Source organism: Pseudomonas sp. O230, from assembly GCF_045447035.1.
In the GTDB taxonomy this organism is placed as follows: Bacteria; Pseudomonadota; Gammaproteobacteria; order Pseudomonadales; family Pseudomonadaceae; genus Aquipseudomonas.
Genome location: NZ_JBJGXN010000014.1, coordinates 113,836 through 137,171, shown reverse-complemented (window position 1 = coordinate 137,171; position 23,336 = coordinate 113,836). Strand labels below are relative to the sequence as shown.

The following is a 23,336-nucleotide window of genomic DNA, read 5'->3' as shown; positions in this document are numbered from 1 at the left end:
TTTTCAGCAGGTCCTCGTACCCCGTTGAATCGAATGCTTTACTTCGCAAATCGAACAACTAGCATATGGCCGACAGCCACCCGCCCGGCGGCTCAAAGACAGGGATGTTTTACAGGTGTGTGAGCGACCATTTCCTGTAATTCGTTCTTGGCGGGGTAGCCATTATCGACCGGGCATTCGCGGCAATTGATTGACATCAATCAAGCAGCGAACCGAATTGGACAAGCTCCGATCCGGCTGCTTTCATTTATATTTCAGCAAGCAGTCAAGCGCTGCCGGCCTTGAGCCAGAGCCTTTTCACATTCCCGGGAGGGGACAATGTCTTTCAACATCATGATGGTTTTCGGTACGCGTCCGGAGGCCATCAAGATGGCGCCACTCGCCAGAGTGTTGCGTCAATGGCCAGGGGTCAAACTGAACATCTGCTCCACCGGCCAGCACCGTGAGATGCTCAAGCAAGTGCTCGACTCCTTCGAACTGACGGTCGACGAAGACCTGCAGGTCATGACCCAGGGCCAGACCCTCAACGGGTTGTCGCAACAACTGCTGATCAACCTCGATCAGGCTTATGAGCGGACGAAACCCGACATCGTGCTGGTTCACGGTGATACCACCACCAGTTTCATCGCTGCCCTCGCCGCCTTCAATCGTCAACTGCCCATCGGTCATGTCGAGGCCGGTTTGCGCACTGGGAACTTGCGCGCGCCGTGGCCGGAAGAAGCCAACCGCCGCCTGACGGGCGTGATTGCCGACCTGCATTTCACGCCGACCACCAAGGGCGAAAACAACCTGCTGCGCGAAGGCGTGCCCAAAGCCAACATTGAAGTCACCGGCAATACGGTGATCGACGCGCTGCTGTGGATGCGCACCCATCAACACGACGTCAACTGGCACCCTGCCGCCGATTCGTCGCTGGCGGTGCTTGAAGACGATCGACGCCTGGTGCTGATCACCGGCCACCGCCGGGAGAATTTTGGCGACGGTTTTCGCAACATCTGCCAGGCGCTCGCCGACCTCGCCGTGCGCTACCCGGATGTGCAGTTCGTCTACCCGGTGCACCTGAATCCGCAGGTGCAGAAAGCGGTATATGGCGTGCTGTCGGACAAGCCGAACATTTATCTGGTGGCGCCGCAGGACTACCAGCATTTTGTCTGGCTGATGGGCCGTGCGCATTTCATCCTCACCGATTCGGGCGGCATTCAGGAGGAAGCCCCCGCTATCGGCAAGCCGCTGCTGGTGCTGCGCGATGTCACCGAGCGGCCGTCCGTGCTCGAAGGCGGGACCGTGTTGCTGGTGGGCACCGACACCGACCGCATCGTCAAGGAAGCCAGTCGTTTGCTGGATGACGAGGTTCACTTCGAACGCATGAGCCGCGTTCACAGCCCCTATGGCGACGGCCACGCCAGCGAACGCATTGCCACTCGATTGTGTGAGTGGCTAAGCGAGCGCTCGGCGGCGGTCAAAGCGCGATGAGTTTCAGTTTTGTCGATTTTTTTGCCTATGTCCTGTTTGGTCTCAAATACCTCGCGATCGCCCTGGCGTTTTTGATGTTTCTCCTCGGGCTCGATGACCTGTTCATCGACCTCGTGTACTGGGGACGCAAGCTGGTCCGGCGCTGGCGGATCTACGAAAAATTCAAGCGCGCGGATGAAGAACGCCTGTACGCCATTGCCGAAAAACCCCTGGCAATCATGGTCCCGGCGTGGAACGAAGTCGGCGTGGTCGGTGAGATGGCGCGCCTCGCGGCGTCGACCCTCGATTACGAGAACTATCAGATTTTCGTCGGTACCTACCCCAACGACGCCGAGACGCAGGCTGACGTCGATGCGGTCTGCCAGCACTATCCCAACGTGCACAAAGTGGTCTGCGCCCGTCCTGGCCCCACCAGTAAGGCCGACTGCCTGAACAACATCATCGACGCGATCCTGCGCTTTGAAAGCGAGGCGAAGATTCAGTTTGCCGGGTTCATTCTGCACGACGCCGAAGATGTGATTTCGCCGATGGAATTGCGCCTCTTCAACTACCTGCTGCCGGCCAAGGATCTGATCCAGATTCCGGTCTACCCCTATGCGCCGGCGTGGCGAGGCTTCACCGCCGGGCATTACGTCGACGAGTTTGCCGAGAACCACGGCAAGGACGTGATCGTCCGCGAAGCCATGACCGGCCAGGTGCCCAGTGCCGGGGTCGGCACCTGCTTCAGCCGTAAAGCCATCAGCGCCCTGCTCGAAGACGGCGACGGCATTGCCTTCGACGTGCAGAGCCTGACCGAAGACTACGACATCGGTTTCCGCCTCAAGCAAAAAGGCATGAAGTGCATCTTCGCCCGTTACTCGGTGACCGACCCGAAACTGGCGCTCGAACAGCCCTGGGCGTTCGGTATGGACCGTGTATTTTCCCAGGTGATCTGTGTTCGCGAGCATTTCCCCCGGGACTTCCAGCATGCCATCCGCCAGAAATCGCGCTGGATCGTCGGCATCGTCTTCCAAGGCACCAAGAACCTTGGCTGGAGCCCCACGGGCGTGCTCAACTATTTCCTCTGGCGCGACCGTCGCGGCATGATCGCCTACCTGCTGAGTTTCCTGGTCAACCTGCTGTGCATCGTGCTGCTGGCGATGTGGCTGATGACGGTGATTGCACCAAACGCCTGGCGCTATCCGTCGATCCTGTCCAACAGCCCGGTGCTCGCGACGCTCTTGTGGCTCAACGGTTTGATGCTGATCAATCGGTTGTTCCAGCGTGGCTGGTTCGTCACCCGTTACTACGGACTGGTCGAAGGCCTGCTGTCGGCACCGCGCATGATATGGAGCAACTTCATCAACTTCTTCGCCAACGTGCGGGCGCTGCGCCAGGTCATGGAAATGGGCGATTCGCGCCGCGTGGCCTGGGACAAGACCACCCACGAATTCCCGGCCCTGACCAAGACCCAGCGCACGCCGCTGGGTCAGCGTCTGGTGGAAAAAGGCCTGCTCACCGAAGAACAACTGGAAGCGGCGATCACCAACCCGATTCGCCGGCGCCTGGGCCACGAACTGCTGTTGCGTAAACACATCAACAGCACGCAACTGGTGGAAACCCTCGCCGAGCAGCTGGACCTCGAATGGGCGCCACTGAACCCGTTCAAACTCGACAAGCGCCTGATCGACGCCGTGCCGCGCAAGATCGCCTCCCACTACGGTGTGCTACCCGTGGCCGAGGAAGGCAACACGTTGGTGCTGGCCTCCGAAGGCCCGGTGAGCCAGGTCTCCCTCGGCGCCATCAGCCGTCAATTGAAACGTCCGGTGCGCTGCCGTCTCGCGCCGCAGGGCCGGGTCACGCTGGGTATCCGCTACTGGTACGCCAGCCCCCGTCAGAATGAGGAAGTACGCCACATGCTCGAAGTGCTTGAGCGTCATCAGGACGATGAAGCCTTGCTCGAACGCGTCAGCCATCACCAGGTGCTGCTGGGCAATCTGCTGCAAGTGCGCGGCATGGTCCCGCCGAGCCTGTTCAATCAGGCTTTGATCGACTTCGATGCCGAGCACATGTCCTTGGGTGAACACCTCATTTCACGCGGCATGATCACTCAGGAAGTGCTCGAACAGGCCCTGGTGGACCAGGCCAGCGAACAACAAGCTGCCTACCGCATTGTCCGGGAGGTCGCATGAAGCCTGATCGTCATGCCCTCCTCATCGGCAGTCTGTTGCTGAGCCTGGCAACCAGTTCCTGGGTACAGGCTGAACCGCTGACCGAGTTCGAACAATTTCGCAGTTTCCCCTACATGGATCGCAGCTACCGCGAAGCGAAAAAGGGCAACTGGGCCGAAGTCGAACGGCTGATGCGCCACCTGCTGGCGAAAGTGCCGAAAAACGATGAAGCCCGGGCCCTGCTCGTGGAAGCGCTGGCCAAGCAACGCAGGTACAAGGATGCCGTGCAAGCGCTGCCGGATAACCCGGACAACAACGACGCCCTGCTCAACCTGCGCCTGACCTGGATCGAACAGGATCCACCGGGCAGCGAGCAGGTAGAACAATGGATCGCCGAGAGCAACCTCAGTCAGCGGGTACGCCTGTGGCAGGCCTATAGCTTGAGCCTCGCGAAGTTTGGTGGTGCCGGCAGAGCCCGCGATTGGCTGGCGCAACTGGCGCCCAAGGGTGACGACGACATTCTGCACCTGGCCCGTTCCAATTGGTCCGAGCAATTGCGCGACTGGAACGGCACCATTGAGCAACTGGCGCCACTGGCCGCCAGCAAGCAACTGGACGCCGAAGGCTGGCAGCGACTGGCCAATGCCTATGTGCAGAAGCTCGACGAACAGCCTTTGCAGCAATTGTTGCAGCAAGCGCCAACGCCCGAAGCCGCGCGCAAGGTCCGCCTCGCGATGATCGATCGGGCAATCGCCATGGGCCAGGTGCAACAGGCCCAACGCTGGATTCAATCATTGCCCGCCAGTGACCTCGCGGATCCGGCGCAACGCCAGCGCCTGTGGGAGCTGGCACGGCAGAGCGGCGACGTGCCGACCGTGCAACGCTTGAGTGGCGAATTGCAGCGTCCGTGCCTGGAGACGGCCGAATGGTTGTCCGGTCGCGATCCGCAAGCCGCACTCACACAGTTGCGTGGCTGCCAGCCGAACGATGACCCGCAAACCTGGTTGATCCTGGCCCAGCGCCTGCAAGCCACCGAACTGCTGCAAAGCACGCGCCTGCCCGAACCCTGGGACAGTCGGCGCCAGGCACGGCTGCTGGACATCTGGCAGGACCAGGGCGAGACCGACAAAGTCATGGCCTGGCTCGCCGGCAAGCCACAGACGGCTGACGTGATCAAACGCCGGGCCGAACTGGTGCAAGCGCTGGGGCGCAACACTGAAGCCGCAACGCTCTGGGAGCGGCACTACCAGCAGACCGGCAACCTCGGTTCGCTCAATCAGGCGACGTATCTGGCGCTGAACGCTGGTCAGCGCGATCACGCGCAACAGTTGCTCGAAAGCGCCTATGACCGTCATGGCGGCCAGTTGCCCGCGGCCCTGCTGCAACGGCTGGCGGGGCTCTATGCCTCGTCGACGCCGACCCCGGCGCAGCAGAAACGCATGGTGTCGCTGCTCAATCGCGTCGATCCCGCTACGCGTGGCCAACTGCTGGCGCAACTGGCCGAGAAAGGTCAGTGCGATGCGGTGCAACAAGCCATCGGCGCTCAGCCGAACGTCGCAGGTGACTACCGGGCATTGGGCCGTTGTGCCATGCCAAATCGGCCGGGTGAAGCCGTCGTCTACTACCAGACTGCGGAACAACTCGGCGACCGTGACAGCCGTCTGCCACTGGCGTATGCGCTGGAAGCGGCCGGTGATTCGTCGGGCGCCCTGGCCATCTGGCGCAGCCTGCCGGAGGCCGAGCTGAGCGACAACGCCAAACTGACGGCCAGCCGCAGCGCCCTCACTGCGGGCGACACTCAGGTCGCAGAACGTTACTGGCAACAAAGTCGCGCACGGGGTGCCAATGAGTGGGCGCTGGGTGCGGCGATTGCCGACGCACGCGGTGATCATGTCAAAGCCATGCAGCGTCAGCGTTCAGCCTTGCAGCAGGCGCCGGATGCCGGGCATTTTTACGCAGCGTCGGTCACCGCACAAAAGGCCGGCGAGCTGGAGCAAAGCACCGCGTGGCTCGCCGAAGCCGTACGCCGCGAGCCAGACAACCCGCGTTTTCGCGCCGATTACGGCATGCGCCTGGCCGGGGCCGACACCCGGGAACTGCGCGCCCGCGCCATCCCTTATCTGCAAAGCGCCACCCGCGATTTCCCGGAAGACTATCGCCTCGGCGAAACCCTGGCGCTGCGTTATGACGAAGCGAAGGACAGTGCGGCGGCGCGTAAGGAATTGCGTCGGGTCATTGATCTGGAACAGCACCCGGTGGCCGCCGACGATGAGGACGGCAGCATGGAAGCCAGGCGCTATCGCCAGCGTCGCGCGCACGAAACCCTGTCCCGTCGTGACAGCCGCACGCTGGCCAGCACCTGGTCACCGGCCGGGGTCTCGACCAACGACAGCTTCAGCCCCAACGGCACCCTGCGCGACACCTCACGACGCGCCACCTCACAGAACGTACAAGTGGCGATCTGGGACCATGCGCTCGGTGAAGAGCCGAGTCGCGCCGGCAGCGCGTTGTCGGTCTATGGCCGTGTACTGCTTGGCGGTCGAGGCCGGTCGAGTTACGGCGAATCCCTCGGCACCGGTGTGGGTCTGCGTTACAAGCCCTGGGGCACGGCGAACATCAACTTCTACGGCGAGCTCTACAAGCAGAGCTCGTTCGATAGCAATGACAATCAGCACCTGAGCCTGGGCCAAGTGCTGATTCCTGAAAAACTCGCCGACCAGTTCAACGATCACCGCCAGGACGGCCACACCAGCACCGATTACCTGCTGCGCGCCACGGCCTCGTTTCTTGATCAGGGACGGTTCCGCAACGATTGGCGCATCGATGAAAACGATTGGGAGGAGCGTTCGCTCTATCTCGACGCGGCGTGGTGGACCAAGGCCGGTGATCACCAATGGTTGTCGCGCTTCCAGCAAGGCCACACCTGGAAGCTGCCGTTTAACGGCGCACAAACCGTCATGCCGTACGGCTTTCTCGAGTTCGCCAGCCAGGACCCGAACAACGACTGGCGCCAGGACCTGCGCACCGGTATCGGCCTGCGCTGGCAATGGTGGTTCGACGACGACATCTACAACGCTTACCGCGCGCACCTGACGGTTCGTACCGAGTATCAGCAATCCCTGAGCGGCAACCTGTATGAAGGCGGCAACGGTGTGCTGCTGGGTGTGGAGTTGAATTTCTGATGACGCGTTTTCTCCTGGTTTTCTGCCTGTTACTGAGCAGCACAATGGCCCGCGCTGATGAGCGGATTTTTTACCAACCCCTGAATGTCGACGCCAGTCTGAACCAGGCGCAATGGCAACGGATCTGGCAAGACACCGCCAAACAAGGCGTGCAGACCGTCATCGTGCAATGGACGGCGTACGGTGATTCAAATTTCGGCGGCGTCGATGGCTGGCTCGCCAACAGTTTGAAACTGGCCCACGAGCAAGGCCTGAAACTGGTGCTGGGCCTGAACATGGACCCGGCCTATTACCAGCGTATCGATGAACTCGACAGCGCCGGGCTCGCGACGTATTGGCAGGCGCAACTCGGGCAGTCGCTGGCTCAGCAACAGCGGCTGCGCCAGGACTGGAAGCTGCCAGTGAGCGGTTGGTACCTGCCGATGGAGCTGGACGACCTTCACTTCCTGGCGGTCGATCGACGGCAAACCCTGCAACGCCAGCTCGAGGATTTCGCCGGCAAACTGGACGCACCGTTGCACGTCAGCGCCTTCACCGCCGGCAAGCTCGCACCGCAGGTCAATGGCCAATGGCTGGGTGGCCTGGCGAGCGCGGGTATTCACGTGTGGTGGCAGGACGGCGCGGGCACCGGGCGTTTGCCGCCACTGGTGCGCAACGGCTACGCCAGCGCCCTGCCCTGTCCGGTCGGTATCGTGCGCGAGGCGTTCCGCAAGGTTAGCGCCGAGGGCCAACCCTTCCGCGCGGAGCCCGCCACCCCGGACGCCACGTCGGCAAGTTGCCATCCGACGGCGGTGTTTTCCCTGCGTTATCGACCGTGGGGCGAGGTGATTCTCGACAACCAACGCAAGCATCAGGTCGGCGATGTTTCAAAACATTCAGGAAAGGATCGGACGACCTTTCATCAATAGGGTTTGAGTCGTTTGGGAGTCAGCCATCGCGAGCAGGTCGAATCGTCGTACCTGCTTGCGAAGAACCCTCAAACCCCGCGCAACGTCACCCGCCGATCCGCGCCAGAAACACCCGCGTCACCCGCCGCTCCTCAACCGCCATCACTGTCATGCGCCAGCCTTCCCACTCATGGCTGTCGCCAATTATCGGCAGACGATCCAGCAAGCTCATCACCAGACCGGCCAAGGTCTGATAGTCCTCGGTCGGTTCCGCGGCGAACCCGGTGCGCTGGCGAACCCGCATCAGGTTCAACGCACCATTGACCCTGAACCCGCCCTGCTCTTCAACCACATCCGGGCCCTCGATTTCGCTGGCATCGGGCAACTCACCGGCAATCGATTCGAGAATGTCGGTCATGGTCAGCAAACCGACGAAGTCACCGAACTCATTGACCACAAAGGCAATGTGCGTCGAGGCTGTGCGCATCTGTTCCAGCGCGTTGAGAATCGAATAGCTGTCCAGCAAGTTGATAGTTTTGCGTGCCAGATGCTCGAGGTCTGGCTCGTTGCCGGCCAGGTATTCCTTGAGCAGTTCCTTCTTGTGCACGAAGCCCAGCGGCTCATCCACCGCACCGTCGCGAATCAACGGCAAGCGCGAGTAGGACGAATGCATCAACCGTGTGCGAATGGCTTCTGCGTCGTCGGACAGGTCGATGTGATCGATGTCGGCGCGGACCGTCATCAACGTGCGAATCGGGCGCTCGGCCAGTTGCAGCACGCCGCTGATCATCACCCGCTCGCGACGGTCGAACAGCTCTTCGCTCGGCGCCTCGCCGTTATCGAGCAAGTCGGCGATCTCTTCGCCGACCTCCTCCACCGCCAATTGCCGACCACCGAGCAAACGCAGGACCGCGTGGGCCGTGCGCTCGCGCATCGGGCGCAGCCCCTGGATGGATTTTTTGCGGCGCGCCCGGGCGATCTGGTTGAACAGCTCGATCAGGATCGAGAAACCAATGGCCGCGTACAGGTAGCCCTTCGGAATATGGAAGCCCAGGCCTTCAGCGGTCAGCGCGAAACCAATCATCATCAGGAAGCCCAGACAGAGCATGATGACCGTCGGGTGGGCGTTGACGAAACGGGTCAGCGGCTTGCTGGCGACGATCATCAGACCGATGGAGATGATCACCGCGATCATCATCACCGCCAGTTCATCGACCATGCCCACGGCGGTAATGACCGCGTCGAGGGAGAACACCGCGTCGAGCACCACGATCTGCGCGACGATTGGCCAGAACAGCGCGTAAGCCGTGTTGGACGAGCGCTGGCCGACATGGCCTTCGAGTCGCTCGTGCAATTCCATTGTTGCTTTGAACAACAGGAACACACCGCCGAACAACATGATCAGGTCACGACCGGAGAAACTGTGTTCGAACACTTCGAACAGCGGCTGCGTCAGGGTCACCAGCCAGGAAATACTCGCCAGCAAGCCCAGGCGCATCAGCAAGGCCAGGGACAAGCCGATGATTCGCGCACGGTCACGCTGCTCAGGCGGCAGTTTGTCCGCAAGGATGGCGATAAACACCAGGTTGTCGATGCCGAGCACCAGCTCCAGCACGATCAACGTCAACAGGCCCAGCCACGCGGTGGGGTCAGCTATCCATTCCATAAAACGTCTCGATCTCTTAGTGAATTCAGAATGCCGGGCACGGCAAGGCACGGCGCAGAGGCCGTGGAGTTGCAATGTCAAAGCTGTTCAGAAGGCGAAAGACCGGGTGTTTCGCGTGGATCAGGCGCGCGCGGTGGCGCCGGGAGGAAGGATAACTGGGAGGCTCCGAGAGGCTGTTCATGCAAGTCCTGAAAGGAAAAAGGCCTTGGAGCGTACAGGTGAAAGTAACTTTTCCCACAGCCAGAAATCATTACAAAATCTGTACACCTCTGGATTGCCGTTGTCCCGACCGCCGCCTTCGCGAGCAGGCTCGCGCCCACAATGGATCTTCGGTGTTCACAAAAAGTGTCGCGAAAGGCGTTTCAATGTGGGAGCGAAGCGGTTGCTTTTAGCGGTTTTTCACCCGCTCGATATACCGCACCACCGCCGCCGACTTCTCGAACCGCCGATAAACCAACGACAACCACGAACTCGCCTCACCCCCCTTGATCGACCGGTAAAGCACACCCGGCAACCCGACATGCCCGACCACCGACTCCGGCACCACCGCCACGCCCTGCCCCAGCGACACCAGCGCCAGCACGGCCACCAACCCGCCCGGTTGCGCTCCGAGTTTCGGCGCAAATCCGCCCTCGGCCGCGACTTGCAAGGTGCCGCTGATCTGCTCCGGCAGGATGAACCTCTCCCCCTGCAAATGCTCCGGGCCGATCTCGGGCAAACGGCACAGCCACGACTCACTCGACAGCGCCAGCACAAAACCTTCGGCGTCGAGGCGAATGGCTTCAAGCCCCTCGGGCAACGTCAGGGGTGAGCGCACGTAACCGATATCGAATCGACCTTCGAGCACCATCGCCGGCAACGTCGCCATCGGACTTTCGCGCACGTTGAGGCTGACGTCCGGACATTCGCGACTGAACGCTTGCACCTGTTTCTGCAACAAACCCGAGTACACCGCAGAGGCCACGTAACCCAGCTCGATATGACCAATATCCCCTCGCCCGGCGCGCTGGGCGTTGCGTTGGGCGTATTCAAATTGGCGCACCGTCGCCTCGGCTTCGATCAGCAGTGCGGCGCCCGCTTCGGTCAGGCTGACCTCACGGGTCTGACGCACGAACAGCCGCGTGCCGAGCTCGTTCTCCATGTCCTGGATCTGCCGAGTCAAGGTCGGCGGTGCGATACCGAGTTGTTCGGCGGCACGAGTGAAGTTGCCTTGTCGGGCAACGGCCAGAAAGTAGCGGAAATGCCGTATGTCCATCGGTTGATTAGCTCAAAGGTAATGAAGTGCCGGTTTTCGGCTAACGAAGCCTGTAAGCGGACGCGATAAGCTCATGTGGCAATCACAGTAGAGAGCCCACACCATGCACGTCAAACCTCTTATCGCCGTTATGACCCGCCGCATTGCGCAAAAGGCAATCCGGTCATGAGCCGCGTCAATCCGCGCCTCACACTGTTGACAGCCTCTGGCGTCTGTTCGTTGATCGTCCTCGACACCAACATCGTCGCCGTCACCTTGCCGACGATTGCCCGGGACCTGGGCGCAAACTTTGCCGACATCGAATGGGTGGTCAGCGCCTACATGCTGGCGTTCGCCGCCCTGTTGTTGCCGGCCGGCAGCATCGCCGATCGCTTCGGCCGGCAGAAAACCCTGCTCTGTGGCCTGGTCATTTTCATTCTGGCGTCCATCGGTTGCGGCGCTGCGCCCAATGCGTTGTTTCTCGACGTCGCGCGGGCGATCAAGGGTGTCGGCGCGGCGCTGCTGCTGACGTCGGCACTGGCCTCTATCGGCCATACGTTTCACGATGAAGTGGAACGGGCCAAAGCCTGGGCGTTCTGGGGCGCGTGCATGGGCGTGGCGATGACCGCCGCACCGACCATCGGCGGGCTGATTACCGAGTACATCGGCTGGCGCTGGATCTTCTACCTGAATTTGCCGGTGGGCCTGTTCCTGATGCTGATGGTCTGGCGCGCTGTGCCGGAGTCTCGCGACCCGCAATCCGCACGCCTCGATCCGTGGGGCAGCCTGGCGTTCAGTGGCAGCTTGCTGTGCCTGATCTGGGGCCTGATCGAAGCCAACCGGATCGGCTGGAACAACCCGAGCACTTACGCCCGACTGATCGGCGGCGCGCTGTTACTGGGGTTGTTCGTCGTGATCGAGCGGATGCAGCGGCGGCCGATGGTCGACCTGCAATTGTTCAAACATCCGCGCTTCATCGGCGCCTTGCTGGGCATGTTTGCCTACGCCGGTTGTGCTCAGGTGATGATGACGTTGCTGCCGTTTTATCTGCAAAACGGCCTGGGTTTCTCGGCCATCGCCTCGGGATTGGGCATGTTGCCGTTTGCCCTGACCCTGTTGATTTGCCCACGTATCGGTGTGCGTATGGCCAGCCGATTTGCCCCGGCCACGTTGATGGCGACCGGTTTGAGCCTGGTCGGCATCGGCAATTTGCTCAGTGCCTGGGCGGTCAGCAGCGGCGGTTACCTGCCTTTCGCCCTGGCCATTGCCGTGACGGGCGCGGGGGCCGGGCTGCTCAATGGCGACACCCAGAAAAACATCATGGCCTGCGTACCTCGGGAGCGCACCGGGATGGCCTCGGGCATGAGCACCACCATGCGTTTCAGTGCGATTGTGCTGGCGATCGGCGTGTACGGCGCGTTGCTGTCCAGCCATGCCGAGCAGTTGTTGCGCGCAGATTTGTCGGCACAAGGCGCGCAATGGCTGGCCCAGACCCAGAGCATCGCGTCACGGGTGGTGGCCGGTGACATGCCGGCAGCGCTGGGCCTGGTGCCGGAGGCGGCGCGCAGCGTGGTCGAACCGTTGGCCCGACAGGCGTTCGTCGGCGGCTTCAGCCTCCTGTTGTGGGTCGCCGGTTTACTCGCGTTGCTCGGGGCATTGGTGGTAGGCACGTTGATGCGCAATCCGATTCCCGCCCCATCGGCTGCCGCCATCAGCGCGAGGGCTTGAAGGACGCCAGCACCCGCTCGGCATTCGCATCGCAGCCCATGCCGTCGGGGCGGGCGTGGATATCGTCGAGCACCGCCAACAGCTTCGCCTTGCTCTGCGCCAGGTGCTGCTGCATTTCTTCGATCTGGTCGACTTTGCGCTTGAGGCCCGCGACCAGTTCGTCGTGCTTGAATTCACCGGTCGCGGTGTCCGGCATCAACTGCTTCAGCTCTTCCAGACTGAACCCGGCCTGCTGCGCACACTGGATGAGATACAGCGTTTGCAACACCTGCTCGGGGTAATGCCGGTAGCCGTTCGCCCGGCGTTCCACCTTCTGGATCAGCCCCTGCGCCTCGTAAAAACGAATGCGCGAGGCGTTAAACCCGCTCAACTGCGCCAATTCACCAATCTTCATAACGGCCTCGTTTGCCTGCTTGACATTAAAGTTAACTTTAAGCTTAGCCTCTGCTCTTCATTGATGAGGAGTCAAGCATGTCGCCTTTCCAAGCGTTGAATTTGCCCAACGGCCAGACCATCGGCAATCGCATTGCCAAAGCGGCGATGGAAGAGAACCTGGCCGACACCGGGCAAGCGCCGTCCGATGCGCTGCTTCGCTTGTATCAGGCCTGGGCCGGGGGCGAAGCCGGGTTGTTGCTGACGGGCAACGTGATGATCGACCGCCGCGCCATGACCGGCCCCGGTGGCGTGGTGCTGGAAGATGATCGCGACATGGCGCGCTTTCGCCAATGGGCAACAATTGGTCGTTCCGGTGGCGCGCAATTCTGGATGCAGCTCAATCATCCGGGGCGCCAGACCATGGCCAACCTCGGCCAGCAAGCCTTGGCACCGTCTGCCGTGGCGCTGGACCTGGGGGCGTTCTCGAAGATGTTTGCCGAACCCAGGCCGATGTCCGAAAGCGATATCAGCGATGTCGTCACCCGCTTCGCCACCAGCGCTGCCCTTGCCGAAAAAGCCGGCTTCAGCGGCGTGCAGATTCATGCGGCACACGGTTATCTGATCAGCCAGTTCCTGTCGCCATTGACCAATCGCCGCAGCGACCGTTGGGGCGGATCGCTGGCGAATCGCGCACGCTTGTTACTCGAAGTGATCAGCGCCGTTCGCCAGGTCGTATCACCGGAATTTTGCGTCTCGGTAAAACTCAACTCGGCCGACTTCCAGCGCGGCGGTTTCGATGCTGACGATGCCCGCCAAGTGATCCAGTGGCTCAACGACCAGCCGATTGATTTGCTCGAGTTGTCGGGCGGCAGTTACGAAGCGCCGGCCATGCAGGGCGAGGCACGTGATGGCCGGACCCTGGCGCGGGAAGCGTACTTTCTGGACATGGCTGGCGAACTGGCGAGCGTGGCGCGCATGCCGGTGATGGTGACCGGCGGGATTCGGCGCCTGGCGATCGTCGAACAGGTGCTCGACAGCGGCATTGCCATGGCCGGCATCGGCACCGCGCTGGCCCTCGAACCGCAGTTGGTGAAACACTGGCGTGAAGGCCGGAACAGCCATCCGCAACTGCCGCCGATCCGCTGGAAACGCAAACCGTTGGCCGCATTGGCGAGCATGGCGGTGGTGAAATTCCAGCTGCAGCGCCTGAGCCGTGGACGCCAGCCCCGCCCCGAGGTGTCGGCGGTGTGGGCGCTGATCCTCGACCGTTGGTACATTGGCCGGCGTACGCGGCAGTATCGTCAGGCGATGGGAAAGTAATCAGGGGGAGGTTCAAAGTTCGGCTGACGCGGGAAAACCGCGTCGCCCCCATCGCCGACACTGTTTTACCGCCCGGAGAATCGCAATCTGGAGAGCTGCCGCAAATCCGCCGCAAGGTAATAATCATCGGTCCAGCTGTCATCCACCTTCAACGGCTGCACCTGCTTGAGCGCCAGCTGCCTGGCAAAGTAGCGAAAGCGGTAATGCTCGTAGAATCGCAGCAATTCCAAGCCATAACGGTCGGCCAGATCGGTATCGCCGCGCACGATCAGGTAGTTCTCGTCATTGCCGTTGCTGGCCGCAACGCTGAGGTTGTGGCTGCCGCTGATGATCGTCGGCGCGTCGCTGGTGAAGTCGGTGACCACGGCTTTGGTGTGCACCAGCAGGTTGCCCTTCTGGCCTTTCATGTTCTCTCGGAGCCAGCCTTCCAGCCCGGTGTTGAGCAGCGCAGTCGCGGCGAATTCGGCACTGCGGTCGGCGTGAAAACCGGTGATGCGGCTGGCGGTGTTTTGCAGGCCGTAACGCAAAATGTCGTCGTGGGGCTGGCCGAGCAGCGCGTTGAGAATCTCGTCGGGCAAGGCGAACGCGGTGACAAACAGTACGTCCTTTTTCGCGGCGTCGATGATCTCGACAAACTCACGCAAATCACCCTGCCCCGAACGCGGGGAGAACCCGGCGAACAACGGCTGCTGCGGGTCCATCGGGTTGTGTTGCGTGAGCCATTGCCGGGTGGCACCGACGTCGGCCGGTGTCGCCCAAATCTGCTCGAAAGTCTGCAGATAGCTGGCGCTGACGCGCGCATCGTCCAGCACATGCACCACGTTGGCCTGGCGGTAAACGCCATTGGGCGTGAAGTTGGTGCTGCCGCACAGCACCGCTTCTGGCTGATGTTGGCCGGCGCCGTCGAGTCGGCTCAGCACCATGAATTTGTTGTGGAAGATGTTGTGAGTCACGCGCCCGCGCTTGTTCGCCGCCGGGATTTTTTCCAGGCTGGTCTGGTTGATGGCGGTGTCCTCATCGTCGGGTTGTGCGTGATACAGCACGCGAACCTTCACGCCCCGTTCGAACGCCGCGTTGACGGCATCGACGATCACCTGCAACTCATATTCGTAAATGGCAATGTCCAGCGCCCACTGACCATCCAGCGCCCGTTCGATAAACCCCAGCAAGCGCCCGAGCAGACCATTTTCCAGCCATTGCCGAGGGGCATCGGACCAGGCTTCGATAGGCAGGTTTTTGTTGGCGCTGATCAGCGCGTCGAGCTCGGGAAACTTGCGCTGGAATGCCTGACTCGCGGCCACCGCGCGGTTGAAAATCACGCGTTGATTGTGCGGCAGGCCATTGTCGGACGTGACGGTCACTTCCAGAGATTCGCCCAGTTGCGGTGCCTCGGCGCTGCCATAGGCGAGGTGGATGCGGTAATGGATCGTCATCCCCGGATTGACGGCGTAATCGGCCCAGCGAAATTTCTGCAAGGGTGCGAGGTCGCTCCGGGTGGCGTGAAACTGCGGGAACGTATGGGTCTTGCCGGGGAACGTCAGGCTATTGAACAGGAACAGCCAGGGCTTGCTGCCCTGCTGTTTTTCGATGGCGAAACCAAGCAGGCCTTTGCGGCGGGATTCGGCCAGGTCCATGGCCAGCAACACGCCGTTGGTACCCGCGTAGGCTTTGACGCGGAAATCATCCTGACTGTTTGTGGCGAGAACACGCATGCTTCACTCCTGTGAATGGCGGCTTTCAGAGCATAGGGCAGCGCTGCGGGTTATGGGGACAATGCTGTAACCGAGTGGATGCTATCGCGGGCAAGCCCGCTCCCACAGGATTTGTGTATTGACCAACAATTTTGCGAACGACACAAACCCTGTGGGAGCGGGCTTGCCCGCGATGCGGCCCTTTGAGACGCGGCAACTTTCAGCCTGAGATCAGCTCATCAATATGCCGATAATCTGTTTGCAGATCGGCTGCCAACTGCCGCGCCCGCCCCAACCGAATCGGCCCGCGCTCAATATCAATCAGCAACCCCGGACACTCAAGCACCGGCAACCCCGACCATTCCTTCAACCGCCCATCCGTCACCAGCAACAAGCGCTGCTGTTCCGCCGGAAAGCGTTTTTGCCGCACCGCGAGCCATCGCCCCGCCTCGCCGAGCGCCGCCAGCAACGGCGTGCCGCCGCCCGCGCCAAGACCGTCGAGCCAGTGACCTAATCCGCTGGAAGCTTTCAATCCCTGCACCTGCCACTTCGGCGCCTGGCCGCTGGCCGTCAGCAATGCCAGGCGCGCGCGCTGACGGTAGGCGTCGTCAAACAATTGCGCCAACAGCCCCTTGGCATCGCTCAATGCCTGATGACGGCGCGTCGAGGCCGAGGCGTCGACGATCACCAGCCACAGTTCGTGCGGCGAGCGCGTGCGCAGATGAAACAGCACATCCTGGCGTTGGCGCGGGCGGCCGTTAAGCAAGGTGCCGGGCCAATTGATCGAACCGTTGCGGGCGGCATGACGCTGACCGTGTTTGCCGTGGTCCAGCTGTCCGGCGCGGGGTCTGGCATTCGCCCCCGCGTCAGATCGAGGGCGAATGCCTAGGGCTTTTTTGGCCAGCTCGGCACTTCACGTCGAGCGCCGACTGGCAGCGCCTGCGCGGGCATTTCACCCCACTGGCCCTGACCTTCGCTCGGGTTGGGCTGTTGTGGCGAGGGCTGCCGGTCCTGTTGCGGCGCCGGTGGCGACTGTTCGCGACGACGATGGCGCAAGGCGAACTCGGCAACCGCGTCGATATCGTCCTCGGCAATCGCGCTCGCCCCCCGCCATGCCGCATGGGCACGGGCGGCGCGCAGCCAGACCAGATCGGCGCGCAGGCCATCGACGCCGGCGGCAAAACAGCGCTCGGTAATCTGCGCCAGCGCCTCATCGTCGAGGGGGATGCTCGCCAAGGTGCTGCGCGCTGTCTGGCAACGTTCCCGCAGCGACTGCTGCTGGCTTTCCCACTCGGCGCAGAAGCGTTGCGGATCGCTGTCGAAATCCAGACGCCGACGGATGATCTGCCCACGCTCGGCCGGGGCGGTATGGCCGCTGAGGGCGACGTTCAGGCCAAAGCGGTCGAGCAATTGCGGACGCAACTCGCCCTCTTCCGGGTTCATGGTGCCGATCAGCACGAACTTCGCCGAATGCCGATGGGAGATGCCGTCGCGTTCGATCAGATTGGTGCCGCTGGCGGCGACGTCGAGCAGCAAGTCCACGAGGTGATCGGGCAGCAGGTTGACTTCATCGACGTAGAGCACGCCACCGTCAGCCTTGGCCAATACACCGGGAGAAAATTGCGCGCGACCTTCGCTCAGGGCGGCGTCGAGGTCGAGGGTGCCTACCAGGCGCTCTTCAGTGGCGCCCAGCGGCAAGGTGACAAACTGGCCGCTGGCAAGCAGATCCGCGAGGCCTCGGGCCAGGGTCGATTTGGCCATGCCACGCGGGCCTTCGATCAACACGCCGCCGATTTTCGGGTCGATGGCGGTGAGGTACAGGGCGAGTTTCAAGTCGTCGGCGCCGACCACGGCGGATAAGGGGAAATGCGGGGTGTCGGTCATCTTCAATACTCGTTCATGGTCGGTGATCTATCAATAAATCTCACAGGCGCCTTAATCCCTGTCGGAGGCGCATCAACTGTCTTCTTCTATGTCCAGCAGCAGATTTTCCAGAGCCTCTTTATATGCTCCAGGTTCCTGCCACATCCCCCGCTGCTGCGCTTCCAGCATGCGCTCGGTCATGTCGCGCAACGCATGGGGATTGTGCTCACGGACAAAATCCCGCGTCGCCGGGTCCAGCAAGTACGCATCGGCCAGCAACGCGTATTGGTGATCGTCGATCAACTGCGTGGTCGCGTCGAACGCGAACAGGTTATCGACCGTCGCCGCCAGTTCAAACGCACCTTTGTAGCCGTGCCGTTTGACCCCGTCGATCCACTTCGGATTGGCCGCTCGTGAGCGGATCACCCGGTTCAATTCTTCCTTCAACGTGCGGATTTTCGGCAAGTCCGGCTGACTGTGGTCGCCGTGGTAACTGGCTGCCGCTGCGCCGCTGAGGCTTTCCACGGCCGCGAGCATACCGCCCTGGAACTGGTAATAGTCGTTGGAATCGAGCAAGTCATGCTCACGATTGTCCTGATTTTGCAGCACAGCCTGAACCTGGCTCAGGCGCTGGGCGAACTGCTCGCGGGCCGCCGTGCCTTCGTCGGAACCGCCGTAGGCATAGCCGCCCCAGTTCAGGTAGACCTCGGCCAGGTCCTCGCGGCTCTGCCACAAACGACCGTCGATAGCCCCTTGCACGCCAGCGCCGTAAGCACCGGGTTTGGCGCCGAAGATGCGCCAACCGGCCTGCCGCTTGGCCGCTTCCTCATCAAGGCCCGATTGCAGCAACGCTTCGCGTTCGGCGCGGACCTTGGCTGCCAATGGATTGAGATCGTCCGGTTCATCCAGCGCAGCGACCGCTTGCACCGCCGCATCGAACAGGCGGATCAGATTGGCAAAGGCATCACGGAAGAACCCGGACACGCGCAAGGTCACATCCACGCGCGGGCGGTCGAGCAGGCTTAGCGGCAGAATTTCGAAGTCATCGACCCGCTGACTGCCCGTCGCCCAGACCGGGCGCACACCCATCAGCGCCATGGCTTGCGCTATGTCGTCGCCGCCGGTGCGCATGGTCGCGGTGCCCCAGACCGACAAGCCGAGCTGACGCAGGTGATCGCCGTGATCCTGCAAGTGCCGCTCGAGAATCAGGTTCGCCGACTGGAAACCGATGCGCCACGCGGTGGTGGTCGGCAGGTTGCGCACGTCCACCGAATAGAAGTTGCGCCCGGTTGGCAACACGTCGAGACGACCACGGCTCGGCGCGCCGCTGGGGCCGGCGGGGACGAAGCGGCCGCTGAGGGCGTCGAGCAGGCCGCGCATTTCCGCCGAGCCACAGGCGTCCAGGCGTGGCGCGACGACTTCGCGCAGGTTGTCGAGGATGGCCTTCACCTCAATCCAGTTTGCGTCCTGTGGGAGCGAGCTTGCTCGCGAAAGCGGTGTGTCAGGCAAATCAATGTCGACTGAAACTCCGCTTTCGCGAGCAGGCTCGCTCCCACAGGGTTTAGGGCTGGCACTCAAAACTTGCGAGATCAGTTGAGCGGCGAACAACTCCAGACGTTCACGGGCATCCCCCGCCGTGCGCCAGACTTCATCGCTGATCGATTGCAGTTCATCAGGACGCGCACCGGTCCACGGATCGGCCAATGCACAATCCAGCGGATCGAAACCCAACTCGAACGCCTTGGCCAACGCCCGCAGCAGACTCGACTGCGCGCCACGGCCATCGCCACGTGGAATCCGCAGCAGCGCCAATAACGTGTCGATGCGCAGACGCCCGCTCGGCGACTCGCCAAAGATGTGCAGGCCATCACGGATCTGCGACTCCTTCAAGTCGCACAAATAGGTGTCCAGACGCGGCAGCCAAATGGCTGCATCGGCGTCGCTGTCGAGCTTCTCGTCCAATTGCAGTTCACGGTCGATGTGCGTGTCGCGCACCAGTTGCAGAATGTCGCGCTGCAATTCACGGGCGCGGCGCGGATCGAGCAATTGCGCTTCGTAATATTCGTCGGCGAGCAGTTCGAGGTTGCGGAGCGGGCCGTAGGTTTCGGCGCGGGTCAGCGGCGGCATCAGGTGATCGATAATCACCGCTTGCGTGCGGCGCTTGGCCTGGGCGCCCTCGCCCGGGTCGTTGACGATGAACGGATAGATGTTCGGCAGCGGCCCGAGCAACGCGTCCGGCCAGCAATTCTCCGACAGCCCGACGCCTTTGCCCGGCAGCCATTCGAGGTTGCCGTGCTTGCCGACGTGGATCACGCCGTGTGCGCCGTAGGTGTTGCGCAACCAGAAGTAAAACGCCAGATAACCGTGGGGCGGCACCAGGTCCGGGTCGTGATAGACCGCGCTCGGGTCCACCTGATAACCCCGCGCCGGTTGAATGCCGACAAAGGTCAGGCCGAATCGCAGCCCGGCGATCATCATCCGCCCGCCGCGAAACATCGGATCGCCTTCGGGCGTGCCCCAGCGCTCCAGCACGGCGTGGCGGTTGGCCTCGGGCAAGGCGTCGAACATCGAGTTGTAGTCGTCCAGCGCCAGGCTTTGATGACACGGACGCTGGTCGAGGGTGTCGAGGTCGTTGCTAACGCCGCCGAGCAATTGCTGGATCAGCGCGGTGCCGCTGTCCGGGAGTTCGGCGGGCAACGGATAACCTTCCGCGCGCAACGCACGGAGGATGTTCAACGCGGCGGCAGGTGTATCGAGGCCGACGCCGTTGCCGATACGACCGTCGCGGGTCGGGTAGTTGGCGAGGATCAGGGCGATGCGTTTTTCGCGGTTCGGCACCCGCGCCAGATCGATCCAGCGCCGCGCCAGTTCGGCGACAAAATCCATGCGCTCAGGTGCAGGCCGGTAGCAAACCACATCGGATTGGCTACGCTCGCTGCGCCATGCCAGATCCTTGAAGCTGATCGGCCGGCTGATGATCCGCCCGTCCAGTTCCGGCAGCGCGATGTGCATCGCCAGATCCCGCGGCCCGAGGCCCTGCTCGCTGGCACGCCAACCGGGTTCGTTGTCCTGGGCGCAGATGGCCTGGATCACCGGGATATTGCGTCGGAACGGCCGCAAGTGCGGCGCTTCCGGGCTGGACTGGGCGAAACCGGTGGTGTTGAGAATCACCGAGGCGTCGACTTCATCCAGCCAGTCCTCGACCACCGTCAGGCAGCCGGGCTCCTTCAAACTGGCCACGGCAATCGGCAAGGGGTTCAACCCCGCCGCTTGCAAACGCTGGCAGAAAACATCAATGAACGCGGTGTTCGCCGCCTGCAAATGCGAGCGGTAAAACAGCACCGCCGCCACCGGTTGACCGGCCTGCCAGTCGGCGTGCCAATCTTTCAGTGCGGCGGGGCTTTTTTGCGGGTGGTAGATCGCGGTGCGCGGCAGGGTCTGCGGTTCGGCCCACGCATAGTCGCGATCCAGCCAGCGATTGGCCAGGCAGCGAAACAGGTCGAGGGCGTTGGCCATGCCCCCCTGGCGCAGGTAATGCCAGAGCCGGTCGCGGTCTTGCGCAACCACCGTGCTCAGGTCGCTGAGCTCCGGGTCCGGGCGATCATCGCCGGGCACCAGAATCAGTTGCACCCCGCGCTCGGACAACTCGACCAACCGCTCGACGCCGTAGCGCCAATACGCGATGCCGCCGTGCAACGAGATCAAAATCACCTTGGCATGACGCAGCACTTCGTCGACATACAAGTCGACCGAGGCGTGGTTCTGCACCTGCATCGGGTTGGCCAGACGCACGCTCGGATAATCGTCCGGCAACTGCTGCGCGGCTTCGGCGAGCAGCGCAAGGCTGGAATCGCCGCTGCACAGGATCACCAGTTCGGCGGGGGTTTGTCCAAGGTCGGCGATGTTGTCATCCGAGACGAAACCGCCGGGCTGGGTCCTGAGCAGGTGCATGGGTTAAACGCTGAGCGCGGCGCGCAGTTGCGCTTCGAGTTGCGCGGCGTCGAGTTCCTGGCCGATCAACACCAGACGCGTGGTGCGCGCTTCGTCGGCGCCCCACTGACGGTCGAAATGCTTGTCGAAACGCGTGCCCACGCCCTGAATCAACAGGCGCATCGGTTTGTTCGGGATCGCCGCGAATCCTTTGACCCGCAGGATGCCGTGCTTGACCACCAGTTGAGTCAGCGCGTCCATCAGCAAACTTTCATCGGCTTGCGGCAGTTCGATGGAAATGGAGTCGAACGCGTCGTGATCGTGGTCATCTTCGCCTTCATGATGGTGATCGTGATGGCTGTGACGGCTGTCGATGTGTTCTTCGGAGCCGGCACCGAGACCGATCAGCACGTCCAGCGGCAGGCGACCGCTGCTGGCTTCGATGACTTTGACTGCCGGTGGCAACTCTTCGGCGACTTCCAGGCGCACGCGGGCCAGGTCTTCAGGGCTGATCAGGTCGGCCTTGTTGAGAATCACCAGATCGGCGCTGGCCAGTTGGTCGGCGAACAACTCGTGCAGCGGCGATTCGTGATCCAGGTTCGGATCGAGTTTGCGCTGGGCGTCCACTTGATCCGGGAACGCGGCGAAAGTGCCAGCGGCAACGGCTGGGCTGTCGACCACGGTGATCACCGCGTCAACGGTGCAGGCACTGCGGATTTCCGGCCACTGGAAGGCTTGAACCAGCGGCTTTGGCAGGGCCAGACCCGAGGTTTCGATCAGGATGTGATCGAGGTCGCCGCGACGGGCTACCAGTTCACGCATCACCGGGAAGAATTCTTCCTGAACGGTGCAGCACAGGCAGCCGTTGGCCAGTTCGTAGACGCGGCCGTTGGCTTCTTCTTCGGTGCAACCGATCGAGCACTGCTTGAGGATTTCACCGTCGATGCCCAGCTCGCCGAACTCGTTGACGATCACCGCGATGCGGCGGCCTTGCGCGTTGTCGAGCATGTGCCGCAGCAAGGTGGTTTTGCCCGAGCCGAGGAAGCCGGTAACGATGGTGACGGGGAGTTTGGCCAGTGTTTTCATCGGATGCCCTTTGGCAAGGTGGCGGGCGTACGGGACGACGACCGCAACGACAGGCGCGCGGAAGAGTTCGCCACCGGATCACCCCGCCCGGTTGTAGTGAGAATTCGTATCGAGGCAGGTCTCCTGGCTGACGGTGTGCCTGTCGCGAGACTGGCGTTGGCTGCGCCTTCCCGCGGGCTCCAGGGCTGGAGCGTGCAGTGGCGTGGCAGCGAACATCACCGTTCACAGTTGCGGGGGCAGCCGCGGCATCGACCGCGTTCCCTTCTTAGCTCCGGCAGACGCCGGAGAACCTCGAATGCTCAAGGCTACGCATCGTCTTGGGGCGGGTCAATGTTCGCTTGAGATCTGCAGAGGCAGGAATGCCGCCTTCGCGAGCAAGCCCGCTCCCACCCGGGAGCGCATTCCAAAATGTAGGGGCAGGCTTGCTCGCGAAGGGCGCGCACCGGTCTCGAGTTGAGAACCCCTGCCAATTGACGCCCAACCCCCGCCCATGCTCTCCTACACACCTTGTTACGGGTGCCCTTCACAGGGTGAAACGGGAAACCGGTGAATCATGTGCTTTACTCAAAGCCATGTCAGTCCGGTGCTGCCCCCGCAACGGTAAGCGAGCGAAGAATCAAATCCACTGTGCCAGCAGTTTGGTATGGGAAGGTGGTTCTTGCAGGTTTCGGCTGACGCCCAAGCCCCTCGTGAGCCCGGAGACCGGCCCGCAACACAAAGTGACGATTACGTTCACTGAATAACAAACCCG

Annotated in this window: 14 protein-coding genes and 2 riboswitches; of the genes, 6 read left to right on the top strand and 8 right to left on the bottom strand. The window is 62.2% G+C overall.

Features of this window, described 5'->3' with window-relative positions:
* The first annotated feature begins 318 nt into the window (after positions 1–318).
* From wecB to ACI77H_RS27705, 4 genes are read left to right on the top strand one after another with little or no spacing between them, the layout of a single operon-like run.
* The gene (gene wecB, locus ACI77H_RS27720) at positions 319–1,473 is read left to right on the top strand and encodes a non-hydrolyzing UDP-N-acetylglucosamine 2-epimerase (protein WP_407014959.1); all 1,155 of its coding nucleotides are present in this window, start codon (positions 319–321) and stop codon (positions 1,471–1,473) included.
* On the top strand, positions 1,470–3,644 hold the full coding sequence (gene nrfB, locus ACI77H_RS27715) for a cyclic di-3',5'-guanylate-activated glycosyltransferase NrfB (protein ID WP_407015008.1): 2,175 nt from the start codon (positions 1,470–1,472) through the stop codon (positions 3,642–3,644). Before wecB ends, nrfB begins: the two co-directional genes overlap by 4 nt.
* Positions 3,641–6,805, top strand: coding sequence for an NfrA family protein (locus ACI77H_RS27710; RefSeq protein WP_407014957.1), 3,165 nt, complete (start codon positions 3,641–3,643; stop codon positions 6,803–6,805). Before nrfB ends, ACI77H_RS27710 begins: the two co-directional genes overlap by 4 nt.
* Positions 6,805–7,713 (top strand): DUF4434 family protein, encoded by a 909-nt coding sequence (locus ACI77H_RS27705; RefSeq protein WP_407014955.1) that lies wholly within the window; start codon positions 6,805–6,807, stop codon positions 7,711–7,713. The genes ACI77H_RS27710 and ACI77H_RS27705 overlap by 1 nt, the downstream gene beginning before the upstream one ends.
* 85 nt (positions 7,714–7,798) lie before the next feature.
* On the opposite strand, the gene ACI77H_RS27700 is transcribed toward ACI77H_RS27705, so the two are convergent.
* Together ACI77H_RS27700 and ACI77H_RS27695 are read right to left on the bottom strand one after the other, a co-directional pair.
* Positions 7,799–9,358 (bottom strand): TerC family protein, encoded by a 1,560-nt coding sequence (locus ACI77H_RS27700; RefSeq protein WP_407014954.1) that lies wholly within the window; start codon positions 9,356–9,358, stop codon positions 7,799–7,801.
* Between the two features lie 388 nt (positions 9,359–9,746).
* The gene (locus ACI77H_RS27695; protein WP_407014953.1) at positions 9,747–10,613 is read right to left on the bottom strand and encodes a LysR family transcriptional regulator; all 867 of its coding nucleotides are present in this window, start codon (positions 10,611–10,613) and stop codon (positions 9,747–9,749) included.
* Positions 10,614–10,778: 165 nt separating this feature from the next.
* Between ACI77H_RS27695 and ACI77H_RS27690 the strand changes: the two genes are divergently transcribed.
* Positions 10,779–12,320 (top strand): MFS transporter, encoded by a 1,542-nt coding sequence (locus ACI77H_RS27690; RefSeq protein WP_407014951.1) that lies wholly within the window; start codon positions 10,779–10,781, stop codon positions 12,318–12,320.
* On the opposite strand, the gene ACI77H_RS27685 is transcribed toward ACI77H_RS27690, so the two are convergent.
* Entirely contained in the window at positions 12,304–12,714 is a 411-nt protein-coding gene (locus ACI77H_RS27685; protein WP_407014950.1) for a MerR family transcriptional regulator, read from the bottom strand. The two genes, ACI77H_RS27690 and ACI77H_RS27685, sit on opposite strands and share 17 nt — an antisense overlap.
* Positions 12,715–12,791: 77 nt before the next feature.
* On the opposite strand from ACI77H_RS27685, the gene ACI77H_RS27680 reads away from it, so the two are divergent.
* Positions 12,792–14,015 (top strand): NADH:flavin oxidoreductase/NADH oxidase family protein, encoded by a 1,224-nt coding sequence (locus ACI77H_RS27680; RefSeq protein ID WP_407014949.1) that lies wholly within the window; start codon positions 12,792–12,794, stop codon positions 14,013–14,015.
* A 65-nt stretch (positions 14,016–14,080) separates the two neighbouring features.
* Here ACI77H_RS27680 and ACI77H_RS27675 read toward each other — a convergent pair whose 3' ends face one another.
* From ACI77H_RS27675 to cobW, 5 genes are all read right to left on the bottom strand, one after another.
* A complete protein-coding gene (locus ACI77H_RS27675; RefSeq protein WP_407014947.1) occupies positions 14,081–15,727 on the bottom strand; it encodes a phospholipase D-like domain-containing protein in 1,647 nt (548 codons plus the stop codon).
* A gap of 199 nt (positions 15,728–15,926) precedes the next feature.
* Entirely contained in the window at positions 15,927–16,538 is a 612-nt protein-coding gene (locus ACI77H_RS27670) for a vWA domain-containing protein (RefSeq protein ID WP_407015006.1), read from the bottom strand.
* A 53-nt stretch (positions 16,539–16,591) separates the two neighbouring features.
* Positions 16,592–17,590: an ATP-binding protein gene (locus ACI77H_RS27665; RefSeq protein ID WP_407014946.1), complete on the bottom strand. Its 999-nt coding sequence runs from the start codon at positions 17,588–17,590 to the stop codon at positions 16,592–16,594.
* Positions 17,591–17,662: 72 nt separating this feature from the next.
* A complete protein-coding gene (gene cobN, locus ACI77H_RS27660; protein WP_407014944.1) occupies positions 17,663–21,520 on the bottom strand; it encodes a cobaltochelatase subunit CobN in 3,858 nt (1,285 codons plus the stop codon).
* A 3-nt stretch (positions 21,521–21,523) separates the two neighbouring features.
* Positions 21,524–22,585 carry a cobalamin biosynthesis protein CobW gene (gene cobW, locus ACI77H_RS27655; RefSeq protein WP_150634481.1) on the bottom strand — a complete coding sequence of 354 codons (1,062 nt, stop codon included), beginning with the start codon at positions 22,583–22,585 and terminating at the stop codon, positions 21,524–21,526.
* A 95-nt stretch (positions 22,586–22,680) separates the two neighbouring features.
* Positions 22,681–22,894: riboswitch (cobalamin riboswitch) on the bottom strand.
* Between the two features lie 188 nt (positions 22,895–23,082).
* Positions 23,083–23,311, top strand: a riboswitch (cobalamin riboswitch).
* Positions 23,312–23,336 lie beyond the last annotated feature (25 nt).